The following is an 18594-nucleotide window of genomic DNA, read 5'->3' on the forward strand; positions in this document are numbered from 1 at the left end:
AGGTTTTGCATGCCCATCGATCTTGACCACGTCAAGCAGGTCATGAAAGAAGCAGATTGTCTGTACAACCAGCAGCAGATCGAAGCCGCTATGGATAGCATGGCCGCCGATATCACCCAGACCCTGCAGGACAGCAACCCGATCGTCTATAGCGTGATGAATGGTGGGCTGATCATCGCCGGACAACTGCTGACTCGCCTCAATTTTCCGATGGAAGTCGGCTACCTGCACGCGACCCGTTACCGCAACAAGCTGTCCGGTGGCGAGCTGTTCTGGAAGGCGCGTGCCGAGCATTCCCTGGTCGGGCGCAGTGTGCTGATCATCGATGACATTCTTGATGAAGGCCATACCCTGGCGGCAATCGTCGAATATTGCCGCGATGCTGGTGCTGAACAGGTATTGACCTGCGTATTGCTGGACAAGCGCCATGACCGCAAGGCCTATGAAGGCATGCGTGCCGACTTCACCGGCCTGGATGTCGAGGATCGTTATCTGTTCGGCTTCGGCCTCGACTATAAGGGTTACTGGCGCAACGCCGCAGGGATCTACGCGCTGAAGGATCACTGATCAGCCCGGCGCAGCCGCCGCCAATCGTTGCCGGATCATTTGCGCTGCCCGTTGCGGGGTGGCTGCAAAGGTACGCAGACCCCGGCTGGCGCTGAGTCCGGCGCGTTTTAGCTTGAGCCGGATCGGTGCCCGAACGCCCACCAGATAGACTGCTATGCCCCGGTCGGTGAGTCCTTGCACCGCCTTCTCGAACAGTACCAGGGCACTCATATCCATACTTGGCACGCTGCGCATATCGATTACCACATAGCGGGTCTGCGGATCGAAGCGACTGATGGCGTCGAGCGCCTTGTCGGCGGCGGCGAAGAACAGCGGGCCATGAATGCGGTACAGCACAACACTATCCGGCAGATCGGCTAATGCCTGATCATGGGCGCGGGGTTGTGCGCCGCCTTCGCTCAGATCCGCCATGCGCTTGATGAACAGCGCCGCAGCCAGCAACAATCCCACACCGACCGCCAGCACCATATCGAACAGTACAGTCAGCAGCAGGCAGATGACCAGCACCAGCACGTCCTGGCGCGGACCGGTGCGCAGCAGGTGCAGCACCCGCGGCGCCTCGCTCATGTTCCAGGCGACGATCAACAGCATGGCTGCCAGCGACGCCATGGGTAGCCAGGCAAAGAGTTTGCCCAGCAACACCACCGCCAGCAGGATGACCAGCGCATGCACCACCCCGGCGATGGGAGAAAAGGCGCCGTTGCGTACGCTGGTGGCGGTGCGGGCAATCGCTGCAGTGGCGGTGATGCCACCGAAAAAGGGCACAACCAGGTTACCCAGGCCCTGGCCTACCAGTTCCGCGTTTGGATCGTGCCGGGTATTGGCCATGCCATCGGCAACCAGCGCGCACAACAGCGACTCGATGGCACCCAGCATGGCCACCGCCAGGGCCGAAGGCAGCAGTTGCTGCAGCAGAGCGAAGTTCACTACCAGCGGTTGACCATCGGCCCCGGGCAGTTGCCAGGGCAGCACCCACTGTGGCGCAAAGGGCGGAATGCCTGCATGGATAACGCCATCGAGCTCATAGCTGAATCGCGCCCCGAGGGTGGCCACCGGCACATCCATGGCCAGCAGCAGCGCACCCAGCAGGCTGCCGACGAGCAGGGCGACCAGGTGGCCGGGAATGCGCCGGGTCAGCCGTGGCCAGAAGATCAGCACCAGCAGGGTCGCGACGCCGACCAAGGTGTCGCCCGGTTGCAGCGAGGGCAGGGCGGTGATCAGCAGTTGCCACTGTTCAAGATAATGGCTGGGTTGTGCCGCCAGCTGCAGGCCGAAGAAATCCTTGATCTGCAAGGTGGCAATCACCACCCCGATCCCGGCGGTAAACCCCATGACCACCGGATAGGGCACGAATTGAATCAAGCTGCCCAGGCGTGCCAGCCCCAGTATCAGCAGAATCAGCCCGGCCATCAGCGTTACCAGCAGCAAACCACCCAAGCCGTACTGTTGGGTGATCGGCAGCAGGATTACCACGAAGGCGGCGGTCGGCCCGGAAATATTGAAACGCGAGCCGCCGCACAGCGCGATGAGCAGGCCGCCGACAATACCGGTATACAAACCATGTTGCGGCGCCACCCCTACCGCAATGGCCAATGCCATCGCCAGGGGGATTGCGATGATGCCGACGGTGATGCCGGCCAATACATCGCTGCGAAAACGAGCAAGAGAATACCCTTGCCGGAAGCTGTCGCGTAGCGCGACAAACAGCGGCAATCTGAACGAACGGCTGGTCATGATCTTTCCCATGTTGACAACGCGGGGGGCGGCTGCCACAACAGATCTTTCTGTCTGCTCGGGAAGCTGTCCCATGAAAATCGGCACCAAGGTATTGACCAGCATACTCCTCGGCACCCTCGCAAGTGTAGTGGCGGCCGCTTCGTCGCCTCTGCCCCATGAAGACTTCATGCCGCCGGATCGCTATGCCGCACGGCAGGACCGTCCAGAGCAGATGTTGCTGGAAGTGGACAACTACCGGCTGACCATCGCCAGCGAATCCCGTCAGGCCGGTACCGGCCGCACGCAGGAAAGCAGCCTCTGGCTGTTTATCGCAGGTCGTTCATTGTTGCGTGGCAGCCAACTGGACAGTGTGCGGGTCGGCTTTATCGACGGCCCCGGCTCACTGCCCCCGGCGCGGCACGAGGCGGCGACTCAGACCCTGACGATGTATTATCCGTTGAGCTACCTGGATACGGTGCGCGGTCTGCTTGAGGGCCCCGGTCCGCATTTCGTGCAGGTCCGCTTTTATGGCAATGGAACGGTATGGGCGGATATCCACGCCGGACCGATCACTGTCAGATGAAAAAGGGCCGGGGAGGCTGCGGTGCTGGTGGCCGCGCGGCCGGATGGTTACAATTCGGGCTTTCCGGATCAGATTGAGGAACTATCGTGCGCAAAGACAAGAAAAAGGTGGTTGGCGAGCCCATGAGTGATGAGCAGGTCGCCGTCTTCATGACCTTTCGTCCCCGTGATGCTGGCGAGTCCGTCGACCTGTACATGTTGACGCGCGCCTATCGTGGCTTGCGTGCCCATGACTTCGCGCGCTTTTTAGAGATGTTCCAGGCCGCTGGCCATGACGTGAATGCCGTTGATGCCGACGGTCGCACCATGCTGCAGATCCTGCGCGAACATGCCCAGGCCGAGGAATACGTCGCGGCACTGGAAGCTGTCGGGGCACGCGCCATTGACTGATGCCATGCGCATTGGATCGGCAAGTCAGGTTCATTCATCTCAGATCTATCCATCCCTCGCTGAAGGAGTGCAAGCATGTTGAAACGTCTGGGTTTCCTGGCGGTAGCGGGACTGGCCGTGGTGTTATCCGGCTGTGCCCATAGTCCGCAGCAATTGAACGTCACGCCGAGCGTGACCATCCCCCTGAGCCAAGTGGCCCGACAGCAGCCGGTGGTGGTCACGGTAAAGGACGGCCGATCTTCACCGGTATTGGGTACGCGCGGCGGCCTGTATCCGGACTCCAGCAATCTGACTATCAGCGAGCAGACGATGCCGCATGTGCGTCAGCAGGTGGAGCAGGCGCTCGGTAAGCTGGGTTTTCAGGTGGTAGCCGAAGGCACGCCCAATGCCAACAGCATGATGGTGAGCCTGGCGGATCTGTCCTACGTGTCGCCGAAGGAAGGGGTGTACGTGACCCAGGCGGATATCGGCGCGGCATTTGCCGTTGAAGTCCGTTCGATGAACCAGCGCTATAACGGCCGTTACAGCGCGTCAGCTCAGCACCGCTTCGGTTATGCGCCGAATCAGGCGACCAATACCCGGCTGGTTACCGAAGTGATGAGCGATGCCCTGTCGCGCATCTTCAAGGATCCGGAAGTCATCCGCATCCTGCAGCAGTAATCCCGCCGTTTACAGCGGGCCGTTATGACGGCCCGCTGTCACCTTCTTACTCTTCCTTGGAATCGTGCGGCGTCTGCAGCATCTCGTCATGCTCTGCCATGTTCCAGGGCAGCACGCCCGGCGTCAGGTGCAGGAAATGCAGGTACTTCTCGAAGTGATCGAGAATGTCACCGATGAGTTCCTGTTGATCGTAGCCATAGACGTCATAGGCCTGGCCACCGCGGCGCAGAAACACCTCAGCCCGGTAGTAATAGCTGTCATCCGCCGCGGTTTCCTCGACCTCTGGATGGGCGAAGGCCGGGCGCAGATAGTCGCGCAGCCGGATCTCATAGAGGAAGTCCAGTTGCTCCGGCACAATCACTTCCAGATATGCGCGCCGATGCTCTTCGTCATAGTGCACCTCCGCCGGCCAGGATTGGGCCTGCAATCCTTTGGCGACACGGATCATCGCCGTCAGGGCGGTGTCCTTGATGAACAGCTCGACTGCATCCTTTTCCGGGTAATTGACGATACCGGCCAGGCGCTTCTTCCATAGCGATGTGTTGCTGCCAGTACTGCTGCGGCCTGGCTGCATGCCGGCGCTGACAGTCTGATGGTGGCTTTCGATCACCAGTGCCCGCCACATGCCCAAAGCCGAGATCAGCATGATGATGGCGAAGGGCAGGGCGCTGGCTACTGCCATGCTCTGCAAGGCCTTGAGCCCGCCGGCCACCAGCAGTACCGAAGCCAGAACGCCACTGAGAATTGCCCAGAAACCGCGCTGCCATGCTGGTGTGGCCAGCGCCCCGCCGGAGGCCAGCGAGTCGACCACCAGTGCACCGGAGTCGGCCGAGGTGACGAAGAACAGCGTGATCAGCACCACGGTGATGGTGGAAATGATAGCGGTCAGCGGCAATTGCTCGAACAGTTTGAACAGGGCAATGGCGTTATCCGCCTGTACCTGGTCGATCAGCTCGGAATAGCCCTGGTTGATGATCAGGTGCAGCGCAGTATCGCCGAATACAGAGAACCAGAAGAAGGTGAAGATGGTGGGTACCAGCATCACCCCGAAGACAAATTGGCGAATGGTCCGCCCGCGGCTGATCTTGGCGATGAACAACCCGACGAAGGGGGCCCAGGCGATGGTCCAGCCGAAGATGAACAGCGTCCAGTTGCCGATCCAGTCACTGCGCGAATAGGCCTGCAGATTGAAGGTCCGTTCGACGATGTTGTTCAGATAGCTGCCGGTGTTCTGCAGGAAGGTTTCCAGAATGAAGATGGTCGGCCCGACGAAAAACACGAACAGCATCAACCCGGTGGCCGTTACCATGTTGACCAGGGCCAGGTTCTTGATGCCACGGTCCATGCCAGCGACCACCGAGCCCATGGTCAGCACGGTGATGCCCGCGATGCAGGCGACCTGAACGCCGGTGCTCACGGGAATCGCCGGCCACAGATAATTGAGCCCGGCGTTGATCTGCGCTACCGACAGCCCGAGAGTGGTGGCAATGCCGAACATGGTGCCGAGAATCGCGAAGGTATCCACCGCATGGCCAATCGGTCCATGGATGCGCTCGCCGATCAGCGGATACAGCGCTGAGCGGATCGACAGCGGCAGACCATGACGGAAGGAAAAGTACGCCAGCACCAGTCCGGTCAGCCCATAGATCGCCCAGATATGAAAACCCCAGTGGAAGAATGCGATCTGCATTGCCTGTTTGGCTGCATCTACGGTGAGCCCTTCGGCACCTTCCGGCGGCTCGGCGTAATGCAGCACCGGCTCGGCCACGCCGAAGAACAGCAGGGCAATACCATAGCCGGCGGAAAACAGCATGGCGAACCACGCCGGGAAGCTGTATTGCGGCTCGGCATGATCCGGCCCGAGCTTGATATGTCCCCATTTGCTCATCGCCACGATCACGATGAACACCAGGAAGATCGCTACCGACAGCATGTAGAACCAGCCGAAGGTATTGGTGATGTAGCCCAGCACCGAAGAAAACAGCTCTCCTGCCAGTTCGGGTTGGCTGGCAGTACCGATGACCAGTAGCAGGATGAAGAAGAACGCCGGAATGAAGACCGGCAACAGGATGGTGGTATTCCAGAGGCGGGGTCTGGTTGTTTCCGGCATGTGGGGAAGGCTCCTCTGCCTGGATGCGCAGCTTGTGCCGCGGTGTCTTAGGAGACGGCTTGCCGAAGTATAGCAGCCGCTCTGGAGGTCAGGATTCGAGGGTGTCGCAGGTCTCCACCCGGACGCGGGCGATGCCGGCGCGCAGCATGCCCAGTTCCTTGGCGGCGGCGAGCGACACATCGATGATGCGGCTGCCCACGAAGGGGCCACGATCATTGACACGTACAGCGGTGCTACGGCCATTGAACAGGTTGGTGATGCACAGCTGGGTGTCGAACGGCAGGCTGGGGTGCGCTGCCGTCATCGATGTTTCATCGTAGGGTTCGCCGCTGGCGGTGCGCCGACCATGCAAGCGGGAGGAATAGTAGGATGCGCGGCCCTCGGCGCTGTAGCTCAGGCCGCCATCCTCATCGTTGAGACTGTCGCCGACGGCGGCGTAGCCGGACATCGACAGCAGGGCCGCCAGCGCCATCTGGCTCAGCCACACCGACTTGTTGCCGGTGCGGCCGGGGCGGGCACGACCTGAGCGCTGGCTAGCCATCGGGTCAGCCATCCAGCTTCTGCTTCAACAACTGGTTGACCTGCTGCGGGTTGGCCTTGCCTTTCGAGGCCTTCATCGCCTGACCGACGAAGAAACCGAACATCTTGCCGCGTTTGGCTTCATCGCTGGCGCGATACTGCTCGACCTGGTCGGCATTGGCCGCCAGCACGTCATCCAGCATGGCCTCGATAGCACCGCTGTCGGTGACCTGTTTCAGGCCTTTGGCTTCGATGATCTGGTCGGCATCACCTTCGCCATCGGCCATGGCTTCGAACACCATCTTGGCGATCTTGCCGGAGATGGTGTTGTCCTTGATCCGCAGGATCATGCCCCCCAACTGGCTGGCGCTGACCGGCGACTGATCGATCTCGATGTCGGATTTGTTGAGCAGGCTGGACAGCTCGCCCATCACCCAGTTGGCGGCCAGCTTGGCATCGCCACAGACGCGCTGCACTTCCTCGAAGTAGTCAGCCAGCTCGCGGCTGGCGGCCAGGACACTGGCATCGTAGGCCGACAGGCCGAATTCGCTCTGGAAACGCTCGCGCTTCTGCTGCGGCAGTTCTGGCAGCTCGCCGCGCACGGTCTCGATGAAGGCCGGCTCGATGACCACCGGCAGCAGGTCCGGATCGGGGAAGTAGCGGTAATCGTTGGCTTCTTCCTTGCTGCGCATGGAGCGCGTCTCGTCCTTGTTCGGGTCGTACAGACGGGTTTCCTGAATCACCGTGCCGCCGTCCTCGATCAGCTCGATCTGCCGCTGTACCTCGGTATTGATCGCCTTCTCGATGAAGCGGAAGGAGTTGACGTTCTTGATCTCGCAGCGGGTACCGAACTCGGCCTGACCCTTGGGCCGTACCGATACGTTGCAGTCGCAGCGCAGCGAGCCTTCGGCCATGTTGCCATCACAGATGCCCAGATAACGCACCAGCGAGTGAATGGTCTTGGCGTAGGCGACCGCTTCCTTGGCGCTGCGCATGTCCGGTTCGGAGACGATTTCCAGCAGCGGGGTGCCGGCGCGGTTCAGGTCGATGCCGCTCATGCCCTGGAAGTCTTCATGCAGGCTTTTGCCGGCATCTTCCTCCAGGTGCGCGCGGGTCACGCCCACGCGCTTGACGGTGCCGTCGTCCAGGGTGATGTCGAGAAAGCCCTTGCCGACGATGGGCAGGTCCATCTGGCTGATCTGGTAGCCCTTGGGCAGGTCGGGATAGAAGTAGTTCTTGCGCGCGAAGACGTTGGTCATGCCGATCTCGGCATCGATCGCCAGGCCGAACTTGACCGCATTGCGCACCGCCTGGGCGTTGAGCACTGGCAGGGTACCGGGCATGCCCAGATCAATCAGGCTGGCCTGGGTGTTGGGTTCGGCGCCGAAGCTGGTGGCGCTGCCCGAGAAGATCTTCGAGGCGGTGGTGAGCTGGGCATGAATTTCCAGCCCGATAACGATTTCCCATTGCATGATCTGTCCTCAATCCTCTCAGATGCCGGCCGGAGCGCGGGTGTGCCAGTCGGTGTGCTGCTGGTACTGGTGCGCGACGTTCAGCAGGCGGGCCTCGCTGAAATAAGGGCCCAGCAGCTGCATGCCGATCGGCAGGTCGCCAGCGAAGCCGGCCGGCAGGGCGATGCCCGGTACGCCGGCGAGGTTGGCGGTGATGGTATAGATATCGGTCAGATACAGACTCACCGGATCGTCGATCTTCTCGCCAATACGAAACGCCGGAGTGGGCGAGGTCGGGCACAGGATGACATCCACCTGCTCGTAGGCGGCCATGAAGTCGTTCTTGATCAGCCGCCGAACCTTCTGCGCCTGCAGATAGTAGGCGTCGTAGTAACCCGCAGACAGCGCATAGGCGCCGACCATGATGCGGCGCTTGACCTCGTCACCGAAGCCCTCGGCGCGCGAACGCTTGTACAGGTCGGTCAGATCCGCCGGGTTCTCGCAGCGGTAGCCGAAACGCACGCCATCGAAACGCGACAGGTTGGAGGAAGCTTCCGCCGGGGCAATGATGTAGTAGGCCGGGATGGCCAGCTCGGCATTGGGCAGACTGATGTCCTTGATCTCGGCGCCCAGGGCCTGGAACTGCTTGACCGCGGCGGCAATGGCGTCGGCGGTGGCGGTATCCAGTCCACTGGCGAAGTATTCCTTCGGCAGACCGATGCGCAGCCCGCTGAGGGGCTGGTTGAGCTCGGCGCTGTAATCCGGCACGGGCTCGTCGACACTGGTGGAGTCCCGCTCATCGAAGCCGGCCATGGCTTGCAGCAGCAGGGCGCAGTCTTCGGCGGTGCGGGCCATCGGGCCGGCCTGATCCAGGCTGGACGCATAGGCGATCATGCCCCAGCGCGAAATCCGACCATAGGTCGGCTTGAGACCGGTCAGTGCGGTGTAGCCCGCCGGCTGGCGGATCGAGCCGCCGGTATCGGTGCCGGTCGCCGCCGCACACAGCCGCGCCGCCACGGCAGCGGCCGAGCCGCCGGAGGAGCCGCCGGGTACATGTTCGGTATTCCACGGGTTGCGTACTGCACCGTAATAGCTGGATTCGTTGGACGAACCCATGGCGAATTCGTCCATATTGGTCTTGCCCAGGGTTACGGTGCCGGCGGCCAGCAGCCGGGCGGTGACGGTGGACTCATACGGTGCGATGAAGTTGTCGAGCATCTTCGAGCCGCAGCTGGTGCGTATGCCCTGGGTACAGAACAGATCCTTGTGCGCCAGCGGGATGCCGGTCAGCGGACCGGCGTCACCGGCCGCCAGGCGTGCATCGGCGACACGCGCCTGCTCCAGCGCCAGTTCCGGGGTGACAGTGATGTAGCTGTTGAGCGCACCGTCGAACTGCTCGATGCGCTTGAGGTAATGTTCGGTCAGCTCGACGCTGGAAATCGCCTTGCTGTGCAGGGCTTGGGACAAGCCGGCGAGGGTTTTCTCATGCATGTAATTTGTCTCGTTTCAATGCGCGGCAGCAGGGTTCGATGTCACTCGATGACCCGGGGTACCAGATACAGGCCCTGTTCGGTGGCCGGCGCAATGGCTTGCAGCGCGTCGCGCTGATTGATTTCGGTAACCGCATCGGTGCGCAGCCGCTGGGTGGTTTCCAGTGGATGGGCGAGCGGCTCGACGCCGCTGGTGTCAACGGCCTGCAATTGATCGATCAAGCCCATGATGCCGGCCAGCTTGTCAGTGGTGGCGGTAATGTCGTCGCCGTGGAGGGCAATGCGCGCAAGATGGGCAATCTGTTCCACGTCAGAGCGGTCTAGGGCCATGTGTTTTCTCCATGAAGCCGGACGATCCGGTGTTATATGCCGATGTTGCCGGGCAAAGGGACGAATTTACCACATCCGCGCCTTGCCCAAAAACCCCGCCATTGTTAGAGTTGCGACACTTCGGGAAGTACCGATCAGTTGCCTGTGTTGGAGTCGTTCCGCCACTCTTCATTTGTGTGTGTCAGTGGCTATTTGCCAGGCAACCTGCATATCAGTGTTTCTTTCATTCAACCCACGTGCCCTCGGGGTATATTCAACGCATGTTCAAAAAAATTCGCGGCATGTTTTCCAGTGACCTGTCCATTGACCTGGGGACTGCCAATACTCTGATTTACGTTCGCGAGCGGGGCATTGTACTGGATGAACCGTCCGTCGTAGCCATTCGCACCCATGGCAACCAGAAAAGCGTGGTGGCGGTCGGTACCGAAGCCAAGCGCATGCTCGGTCGCACGCCCGGCAACATCCAGGCCATTCGTCCGATGAAGGACGGCGTCATCGCTGACTTCAGCGTGTGCGAGAAGATGCTGCAGTACTTCATCAACAAGGTCCACGAGAACAGTTTCATCCAGCCCAGCCCGCGCGTCCTGATCTGCGTGCCCTGCAAGTCGACCCAGGTCGAGCGCCGGGCCATTCGCGAATCGGCGCTGGGTGCCGGTGCCCGTGAAGTCTATCTGATCGAAGAGCCCATGGCGGCGGCCATCGGTGCCGGCCTGCCGGTCGAGGAAGCCCACGGCTCCATGGTCGTGGATATCGGTGGTGGTACCACTGAAATCGCGCTGATCTCGCTCAACGGCGTGGTCTACGCCGAGTCGGTGCGGGTCGGTGGCGACCGGTTCGACGAAGCCATCATCACCTATGTACGCCGCAACTACGGTAGTCTGATTGGTGAATCCACCGCCGAGCGCATCAAGCAGGAAATCGGTGTGGCCTTCCCCGGCGGCGAAGTGCTGGAAGTGGACGTGCGTGGCCGCAATCTGGCCGAGGGCGTGCCGCGGGCCTTCACCCTGAACTCCAACGAGGTGCTGGAAGCGCTGCAGGAGTCGCTGGCGACCATCGTTCAGGCGGTCAAGAGCGCCCTGGAGCAATCACCGCCGGAGCTGGCCTCGGATATCGCCGAGCGCGGCCTGATCCTGACGGGTGGCGGCGCGCTGCTGCGCGATCTGGACAAACTGCTGAGTCAGGAAACCGGCTTGCCGGTGATCGTCGCCGAAGAGCCCCTGACCTGCGTTGCCCGTGGCGGTGGTCGTGCGCTGGAGATGATGGACCAGCACGCAATGGATCTGCTGTCCACCGAGTGATCGGTGCCATGGCGGCAGGCTTGAGCCTGCCGCAACAGCCTATCCTGCTGCCGCAAGGAGCCCACCCATCAAACCGCTTTTCATCAAGGGCCCGTCACTTGGGGTCCGCTTCCTGGCGCTCACGGTGCTGTCGATTGCGCTGATGGTGGTCGACGCCCGTTTTTCCGCATTGAAACCCCTGCGCTCGCAACTGGGTATGGCGCTCATGCCGCTGTATTACGTGGCCGAGCTGCCGGTGCGCGCCTGGGATACCATCTATCTGCAGTTGACCAGCCGTGCCGATCTGATCGCGGAGAACGAAAGCCTGCGCGCCGAAGCGTTGCTGACCAAACGCAAACTGCAGAAGCTGGCGGCGCTGACCGAGCAGAACGTGCGTCTGCGTGAACTGCTCAACTCCTCCGAACTGGTGGATGAGCGGGTATTGGTTGCCGAGCTGATCGGCGTCGACCCCAACGCGTTCACCCAGCGCATTCTGATCGACAAGGGCGAGCGCGACGGCGTGTTTCTCGGCCAGCCGGTGCTGGATGCGACCGGCCTGATGGGCCAGGTAGTAGAAGTGTTGCCGTTCAGCGCCCGGGTGCTGTTGATCACCGATTCGTCCCACAGCCTGCCGGTGCAGATCAACCGGAACGGCCTGCGCGCCATTGCCAGCGGTACCGGCAGCAGCGATTGGCTGGAGCTGCGCCATGTAGGCGATACCGCTGACATCCGCGTGAATGACATTGTGGTCAGTTCCGGTCTGGGGCAGCGTTTTCCCGCTGGCTACCCAGTCGGTCGGGTAGCGGCGGTGGACCGCGACTCATCGCAACCCTTTGCCGAGGTGCGGGTCGAACCCACCGCGCAGCTCAACCGCAGTCGCTATCTGCTGCTGGTATTCAGTGCGGAAAGTGGTTACGGCGATGTTCTGCCGGCATTGAGCCTCGATAGCGAGGCGGTGGAAGCGGACGCTGGTGACGACGTGGCCCCGACCGACGCGCCGCCGCCGAGCGAGACCCCGCCAGCGGCGCCGGCCGCAGAGGAGCAGAACGATGCGCAGTAGCCTGATCGTGGGACTGACCTTCCTCGCTGCGCTGATCCTCAGCGTGGTACCCATGCCGGCGCCCTTCGATACCGCTCGGCCCATGTGGCTGGCCATGGTTGTGGCCTATTGGGTGATGGCGCTGCCGCATCGGGTCGGCCTGCTGACTGCCTGGGTGGCCGGGTTGGCGATCGATGTGCTGGCCGGAGAACTATTCGGTCAGAACGCGCTGGTAATGGTCTTGGTAGCCTGGTTGATGCTGCTGCTGTACCAGCGTATCCGGCGTTTTCCGTTATGGCAGCAGAGTCTGGTAATGCTGCCGGTGCTGGGTATCGCGCAGATGGTAGCGCTGTGGTTGAGCAGTCTGGTCGGTAATCGGCCACCAACGTTGTTGTACTTGCTCCCGGCAGTGATCAGTGCGGTGCTCTGGCCCTGGGTGTTTTCCGTGCTGCGGGGCGTAAGGCGGCGTTTCCATGTGCTCTGAGTCCACCTTGCCAGTCCATCTGGCTTCGGCATCGCCGCGCCGCCGGGAGTTGCTGGAGCAGATTGGCGTGCCGGTGCAGCGGGTGATATGCGCGGTGGATGAGCAGGTGTTGCCCGGGGAAGCGGCGGCAGACTATGTACAACGGGTGACCCGGGACAAGGTGCGCGCTGGCGTAGCGGTGGCACCGGCCGGGGCGGTGGTGCTGGCCGCGGATACCGCCGTGGTACTCAACGGGCGGATCCTCGGCAAGCCGACTGACCAGGAACATGCCCTGGCCATGCTGCGGGCGCTATCCGCCCGGGAACACCAGGTGATGACCGCCGTGGCGGTGGCCCGTGGCGAAGAATTGCGCCTGCAGTTGGTCACCACCCTGGTTCGCTTCCGGCCGTTGAGCGACGCGCAGATGCTGGCCTACTGGCAGACCGGCGAGCCGGCGGACAAGGCGGGCGGCTACGGTATCCAGGGGCTGGGCGCTATTTTCATCGAGCATATCGAGGGCAGTTACAGCGCCGTGGTCGGCCTGCCCCTGGCCGAAACCGCAGAGCTCCTCGGAGAATTTTCCATCCCCTGTTGGCAGTTGCGCTGACAGAGCGCGGGCGGGCCGGTATCCTGACTGTCTGACACAGAGGAAGAGGGCTCCATGAGCGAAGAAATCCTGATCAATATCACGCCAATGGAGACCCGGGTCGCGCTGGTGGAAAATGGCGTCCTCCAGGAAGTCCACATCGAGCGGACCCAGCGCCGCGGCATCGTCGGCAATATCTATAAGGGCAAGGTGGTGCGGGTGCTGCCGGGCATGCAGGCGGCCTTCGTGGACATCGGCCTGGAGCGGGCAGCCTTCATTCATGCGTCGGAAATCTCCGAACGTGAAGGCGCTGCGGTCGAGCCGATCAGCGCGCTGGTGCACGATGGCAAGGCGCTGGTGGTGCAGGTTACCAAGGACCCCATCGGCACCAAGGGTGCACGGCTGACCACCCATCTGTCGGTACCCTCGCGCTACCTGGTGTACATGCCGCGCACCCCCCATGTCGGCATCTCCCTGAAGATCGATGAAGAAGCCGAGCGCGATCGGCTGCGTGACATCGTCACTCGCTCCGTCGAGCAGGAGGGGGGTGAAGAGCGCGGCGGTTTCATCTTGCGTACCGCCGCTGAAGCCGCCCGCGAAGAAGATATCCTCATCGATATCCGTTATGTGCGCCGCCTGTGGCAGCAGATTCAGCAGCAGATGAATACCGCGCCGGCACCCTCGGTGCTGTATGAGGACCTGCCGCTGGCGCTGCGCACCCTGCGTGATCTGGCCAACCCGCGGTTGGAAAAAATTCGCATCGACTCGCGGGAAACCTTCCAGAAGGTGGAGCAGTTCGTCCATGAGCTGATGCCGGGAGTCGAAGACCTGCTGGAGCATTATCCCGGTGAGCGCCCGATCTTCGATCTGTACGGGATTGAAGATGAGATCCAGAAGGCGCTGGATCGCAAGGTCTTGCTCAAGTCTGGCGGCTATCTGGTGATCGACCAGACCGAGGCGATGACCACCATCGACGTGAATACCGGTGCCTTTGTCGGTCATCGCAACCTGGAAGAGACCATCTTCAAGACCAACCTGGAGGCGGCGACCTCGATTGCCCGGCAACTACGGCTGCGCAACCTGGGCGGCATCATCATCATCGACTTCATCGACATGGAGGATGAGGAGCACCGCCGGCAGGTGTTGCGCACGCTGGAGCGTCAGCTGGAGCGTGATCACGCCAAGACCAACATCATCGGCATCACCGAGCTGGGGCTGGTGCAGATGACCCGCAAGCGCACCCGCGAAAGCCTGGAGCAGATTCTCTGCGAGCCCTGTCCATGCTGCTCGGGGCGCGGCATCCAGCGCACTGCGGAAAGCGTCTGCTACGAGATATTCCGCGAGATCATGCGCGAAGCCCGGGCCTATCAGGCCGGCGGCTATATGGTGCTGGCATCCCAGGCGGTGATCGACCGGCTGCTCGATGAGGAGTCGGGCAATGTGGCTGACCTGGAGCTGTTCATCCAGCGGCCGATCAAGTTCCAGGTGGAAACCATGTATACCCAGGAACAATACGACGTGGTGCTGACCTGATCCACCCTGACCGGAGTGACTGACTTTCCATGAGCTGGCAGCGCTGGTTGCGGCGTTTTCTCGACGGGCTGATCCTGCTGCTGGTGGGCTGGATGCTGCTGTCCGCGGCTTACATCAGCCTCGGTCGTCAGTTCGTGCCAGCGGTGGCGGATTATCAGGTTGAACTGGTCGAGTGGGTAGAGCAACAGACCGGGCGCGCCATAGAGCTCCAGGACCTGCGCGGGGAAATGCAGGGCGCACATCCAGTATTCACCTTGCGTGGGCTGCGGGTTCACGAAGCGGCCGACCCCGCCAGCCCGGTACTGTTCGATCTGCAGCATGTCACCGCCCGGGTCGATGTGTTCGCCAGCCTGTGGCACCGCCAACCGGTGATGGACGCGTTGCAGCTCGAAGGTCTGTCGCTGGAGGTTATCGAAGATGCCGACAGCCATTGGCGACTTGAAGGGTTGGGGCAGAATGAGACGACCGGAGACGGCCTCGACCGCGCGCTGGAGCAACTATTCGATCAGCGCCGCATTACCCTGCTGGATACCCGTATCCGCATCAGCCCCTGGGCGCAACCCGACTGGGTGTTCACCGACGGTGATCTGACGCTGGTGAATGAGGGTGCCCGCCACCGCCTGGATGCTCAGGTGCGGTTGCCGGATGAGCAGCAAGTCCGGCTGCAACTCAACGGCCGTATGCCGGACCGGGACTGGCGGCGGGCCGAGCTGGATTTCTTCGCCGCGTTACCGGCCAGTGACTGGAGCGATTGGCTACCAGCCGAGGTATTGCGCGCGGCCCGCATCGAGCGGCTGGTGGCCGGCGGCGAGCTGTGGGGGCGCTGGCAGGATAACCGCATGCAGCAGCTCCGTGGGTTGCTGCAGGCTCCGGCGCTCGAGTTGGATCTGCTGCGGCCGGCGCCGTCGGTGCAGGATCTGAGCATGGGCTTCGAGCTGCAGCTATCCGATGAGCAGCAGCGGCTGAATATCGACGATCTGCGCCTGCGCCTGGACGAACAGAGCTGGCCTGCCACGCGGGCGCAACTGCAACGCCAGCCAGCGGATGGGCACTGGCAGGCCCGTATCGATCAGTTGCCGCTGGATCTGCTTGGCCGGTGGCTGGGCGGTGTGTTGCCGGACGAGCAGAGCGCCGACATCCTCGACACCCTGGCGCCGGAAGGTACCTTGCGGGATGTATCGCTGAGCGGCAGTGACTGGTCCGATTTCCTCGACTGGTCGCTGCTGGCGCGGCTGGAGAACGTCGGTGTGCAGGCCTGGGAAGGCGTGCCGGCATTTGCAGGCATCAGCGGCGTGGTTTCCGGCACGCCATCCGCTGGCGAACTGCGGGTCGACAGCCGCGACTGGAGCATGCATCTGCCGCGGCTGTTTCCCGAGCGCTGGGAATACGACAGCCTGGTCGGCGCACTGAACTGGAATTGGTCGAATGAAGAAGGGCTGAAACTGGCGGTGCCAGGCGCGGCGGTAAGGGGCGTTGAAGGCGCTGGTGCCGCCACCCTGGAGCTGCATTTGCCGCGGCCTGGTGGCATACCGACCATGAACCTGCGTGTAGCCCTGCGTGACAGCCGTGCCGAATACCACAGCCGCTATCTGCCTACCCTGTCCTCGGCGATGAGCCCGGCACTGGCCGAATGGCTTGCCGCCTCGCAGCTCGCTGGCACGGTGCCGCTGGCGATCTTTGCCTACGAAGGGTCGCTGCTCAAGGCGGCGACCAGTGACGAGCGGCAAATCAGCCTGTTCGGTCGGCTGGAGCAGGGCCGCCTGCTGTTCCAGGACGGGTGGCCAGCCTTGGAGCAGGTCAATGGCTCGCTGCATCTGCATAACACCGACCTGACCGTCGATCAGGCGCAAGGGCAGCTGCTGCAAACCCAGCTTGACGATATCGAGGTGACTCTCGGGCGTGACGCGGAGCAGAACCTGCAATTGCTGATCGGCGGCGACTTTGCCGGGCCATTGCAGGACGGTCTGCAGCTGATGCAGCAAACCCCATTGGCCAGACTCACCGGTGATCCATTGCAGGGCTGGAGCGGGGCGGGGGAAGTGCAGGGTGACTTGCAGCTGGGTATTCCGCTGGGAGCTGGCCGGCAACCCGCTGTCCTGTTGCGGATGCAGGCCCGGGCGCAGCAACTGAATATTCCACAACTGCAGGCGCCGCTGAAGGAACTGGCTGGTAGTTTCAGTTATGAGCACGGCAAAGGGCTTCTCAGTGAGGCGGTCAGTGCGCGGTTTCTGGGCCAGCCGGTCACCGGCCGTCTCGATCTGCGCGGTGCCGATCAGCGCCTGCGCCTGCAAGGCCGTCATAAGGTAGCGAATCTGCACGATTGGCCGCTGCTGGCGGCGTTGCCGGAGCAATTGGCCGAAGGCAGCTTCGGCTGGAACGCCGAGCTGTTGCTGGGCGACGATCTGCGCCGCTTGCTGGTGCGCAGTGACCTCAAGGGCGTGCAACTCAACCTGCCAGGCCCCCTGGCCAAGGCTGCCGATACCAGCCTGCCGAGTGAGCTGCAGCTGGACATGGGGCCAGCGCTGCGCTGGCAATGGCGGCTCGGTGACGACCTGCACGGCCTGTTGGTCGACCGCGATGGTGCGCTATCAGGTGACATCCGCTACCGCCAGGGCACGGCTCGCCTGACAGCGAGGCAGGGCGTCTCGGTCAGCGCCCGGTTCGACGAATTCGACTGGAGCCAATGGCAGAACTGGTTCAATTCCGGGGTATTGCCGCAGGAGGGGTTAGCCGAAGCGCTTGAGCAGCAGGATCAGGGGCCCATGCAGTGGTTGAGCGGAGTGCATGTAGAAACCGGGCGCTTCACCGGGTTCGGGCTGGAGTTGAGTGATCTGGCTGTGGTTGCCAGGCCGTTGCAAGGGGGCTGGGAGCTGAACACCAGCCATCCTGATCTGCAGGGCAGTATTACTCTGCCCACGGCGAAGGATGGCGTGATCGCCGTGAAGCTGCAGCGCCTGGGCTTCCCCAAGGCCAATGATCTGCCAGCGCAAACCGATGGTTTCATCGAACCGCTGGTCAGCGAAGATCCGCTCAAGGATATCAATCCGGCCAACCTGCCGGCGATGGATATTGCCATTGATCAGCTGTACTGGGGCGAAGACCTGGTCGGCGCCACCTACCTCAAGTTGCGCCCAGACGCCTCGGCGCTGGCAATCCGCGATATCGATGTGGCCCTGCGGGGTGGCTTGCAGCTCAACGGCAACATGCACTGGAATGCGCAGCGCACCCGGTTCGATGGCAGCCTGGCGGCGGGCGATATCGGCAAGGTGCTGAGCGCCTGGCGTTACGCTCCCACATTGACCAGCAAACGATTCTCCGCCAGCGCGGGGCTGGAATGGCCCGGTTCACCCGCCTGGTTCGCGCTCAAGCGCGGCACGGGCTCACTCGCCGTGCAGGCCGAAGATGGCATGTTGCAGAGCGGAGAAAGCTCTGCCGACGCGCTGCGGGTCTTCGGTCTGCTCAACTTCAACGCCCTGGCGCGGCGGCTGCGGCTGGATTTCTCCGATCTGTTCGGCAAGGGTACGGCCTATGATACCTTCACTGGTGAAGTCGCCCTGACCAACGGCCTGATGCACACCATGTCCCCCCTGGTGATGGATGGCCCCAGCGCCAAGTTGCAACTCGATGGCACGGTGGACCTGCCGGCGGACCGGATCGACATGGGCCTGTTGGTGACCCTGCCGGTGACCAACAATTTGCCGCTGGCAGCGATCATCGCCGGCGCGCCGCACATCGGTGGCGTCCTGTTTCTGGTGGACCGCATCCTGGGAGACCGTGTGGCGCGTTTTGCCTCGGTCAAATACCGCATCAGCGGTGACTGGACCCAGCCGCTGGTCGAATTCGACCGGGCGTTCGACGACAAGGCCGCATTGGAGGATTGA

General features: G+C 62.4%; 16 protein-coding genes. 10 read left to right on the top strand and 6 right to left on the bottom strand.

The genetic code is table 11. The features are described 5' to 3' along the window. The first annotated feature begins 9 nt into the window (after nt 1-9). A complete protein-coding gene (locus QAO71_RS02540) occupies nt 10-567 on the top strand; it encodes a hypoxanthine-guanine phosphoribosyltransferase (RefSeq protein WP_036992941.1) in 558 nt (185 codons plus the stop codon). On the opposite strand, the gene dauA is transcribed toward QAO71_RS02540, so the two are convergent. Beyond that, nucleotides 568-2301 carry a C4-dicarboxylic acid transporter DauA gene (gene dauA, locus QAO71_RS02545; protein WP_136870151.1) on the bottom strand — a complete coding sequence of 578 codons (1734 nt, stop codon included), beginning with the start codon at nt 2299-2301 and terminating at the stop codon, nt 568-570. Between the two features lie 73 nt (nt 2302-2374). Here dauA and QAO71_RS02550 point away from each other — a divergent pair, with 73 nt between their 5' ends. From QAO71_RS02550 to QAO71_RS02560, 3 genes are all read left to right on the top strand, one after another. Next, the gene (locus tag QAO71_RS02550) at nt 2375-2866 is read left to right on the top strand and encodes a hypothetical protein (RefSeq protein WP_036992939.1); all 492 of its coding nucleotides are present in this window, start codon (nt 2375-2377) and stop codon (nt 2864-2866) included. 86 nt (nt 2867-2952) lie between these two features. Continuing rightward, nucleotides 2953-3255, top strand: coding sequence for a PA4642 family protein (locus QAO71_RS02555; protein ID WP_036992938.1), 303 nt, complete (start codon nt 2953-2955; stop codon nt 3253-3255). A 75-nt stretch (nt 3256-3330) separates the two neighbouring features. Beyond that, entirely contained in the window at nt 3331-3915 is a 585-nt protein-coding gene (locus tag QAO71_RS02560) for a YajG family lipoprotein (RefSeq protein WP_136870150.1), read from the top strand. Between the two features lie 46 nt (nt 3916-3961). On the opposite strand, the gene QAO71_RS02565 is transcribed toward QAO71_RS02560, so the two are convergent. The 5 genes from QAO71_RS02565 to gatC all read right to left on the bottom strand — a co-directional run bounded on the left by QAO71_RS02565 (nt 3962) and on the right by gatC (nt 9815). Further along, complete coding sequence (locus QAO71_RS02565) at nt 3962-6025, bottom strand: BCCT family transporter (RefSeq protein ID WP_051611379.1); 2064 nt, start codon at nt 6023-6025, stop codon at nt 3962-3964. An 88-nt stretch (nt 6026-6113) separates the two neighbouring features. Continuing rightward, nucleotides 6114-6578, bottom strand: a complete 465-nt coding sequence (locus tag QAO71_RS02570; protein ID WP_235833999.1) for a septal ring lytic transglycosylase RlpA family protein — start codon at nt 6576-6578, stop codon at nt 6114-6116. Next, nucleotides 6571-8016: an Asp-tRNA(Asn)/Glu-tRNA(Gln) amidotransferase subunit GatB gene (gatB, locus tag QAO71_RS02575; protein ID WP_036992936.1), complete on the bottom strand. Its 1446-nt coding sequence runs from the start codon at nt 8014-8016 to the stop codon at nt 6571-6573. Before gatB ends, QAO71_RS02570 begins: the two co-directional genes overlap by 8 nt. Nucleotides 8017-8034: 18 nt before the next feature. Then, the gene (gene gatA / locus QAO71_RS02580) at nt 8035-9486 is read right to left on the bottom strand and encodes an Asp-tRNA(Asn)/Glu-tRNA(Gln) amidotransferase subunit GatA (protein ID WP_036992933.1); all 1452 of its coding nucleotides are present in this window, start codon (nt 9484-9486) and stop codon (nt 8035-8037) included. A gap of 41 nt (nt 9487-9527) precedes the next feature. Further along, the gene (gene gatC, locus QAO71_RS02585) at nt 9528-9815 is read right to left on the bottom strand and encodes an Asp-tRNA(Asn)/Glu-tRNA(Gln) amidotransferase subunit GatC (protein ID WP_036992930.1); all 288 of its coding nucleotides are present in this window, start codon (nt 9813-9815) and stop codon (nt 9528-9530) included. 260 nt (nt 9816-10075) lie between these two features. On the opposite strand from gatC, the gene mreB reads away from it, so the two are divergent. From mreB to QAO71_RS02615, 6 genes are all read left to right on the top strand, one after another. Beyond that, entirely contained in the window at nt 10076-11113 is a 1038-nt protein-coding gene (gene mreB / locus QAO71_RS02590) for a rod shape-determining protein MreB (protein ID WP_036992928.1), read from the top strand. 67 nt (nt 11114-11180) lie between these two features. Next, the gene (gene mreC / locus QAO71_RS02595; RefSeq protein ID WP_074781307.1) at nt 11181-12152 is read left to right on the top strand and encodes a rod shape-determining protein MreC; all 972 of its coding nucleotides are present in this window, start codon (nt 11181-11183) and stop codon (nt 12150-12152) included. Then, on the top strand, nt 12142-12615 hold the full coding sequence (gene mreD, locus QAO71_RS02600) for a rod shape-determining protein MreD (protein WP_036992925.1): 474 nt from the start codon (nt 12142-12144) through the stop codon (nt 12613-12615). Before mreC ends, mreD begins: the two co-directional genes overlap by 11 nt. A gap of 7 nt (nt 12616-12622) precedes the next feature. After that, a complete protein-coding gene (locus QAO71_RS02605; protein ID WP_074781320.1) occupies nt 12623-13201 on the top strand; it encodes a Maf-like protein in 579 nt (192 codons plus the stop codon). A gap of 54 nt (nt 13202-13255) precedes the next feature. Continuing rightward, nucleotides 13256-14713, top strand: coding sequence for a ribonuclease G (rng, locus tag QAO71_RS02610; protein WP_036992924.1), 1458 nt, complete (start codon nt 13256-13258; stop codon nt 14711-14713). A gap of 29 nt (nt 14714-14742) precedes the next feature. After that, nucleotides 14743-18594, top strand: coding sequence for a YhdP family protein (locus QAO71_RS02615; RefSeq protein WP_280165151.1), 3852 nt, complete (start codon nt 14743-14745; stop codon nt 18592-18594).

The sequence above is a fragment of the Halopseudomonas sp. SMJS2 genome, assembly GCF_029866945.1.
GTDB lineage: Bacteria > Pseudomonadota > Gammaproteobacteria > Pseudomonadales > Pseudomonadaceae > Halopseudomonas > Halopseudomonas bauzanensis.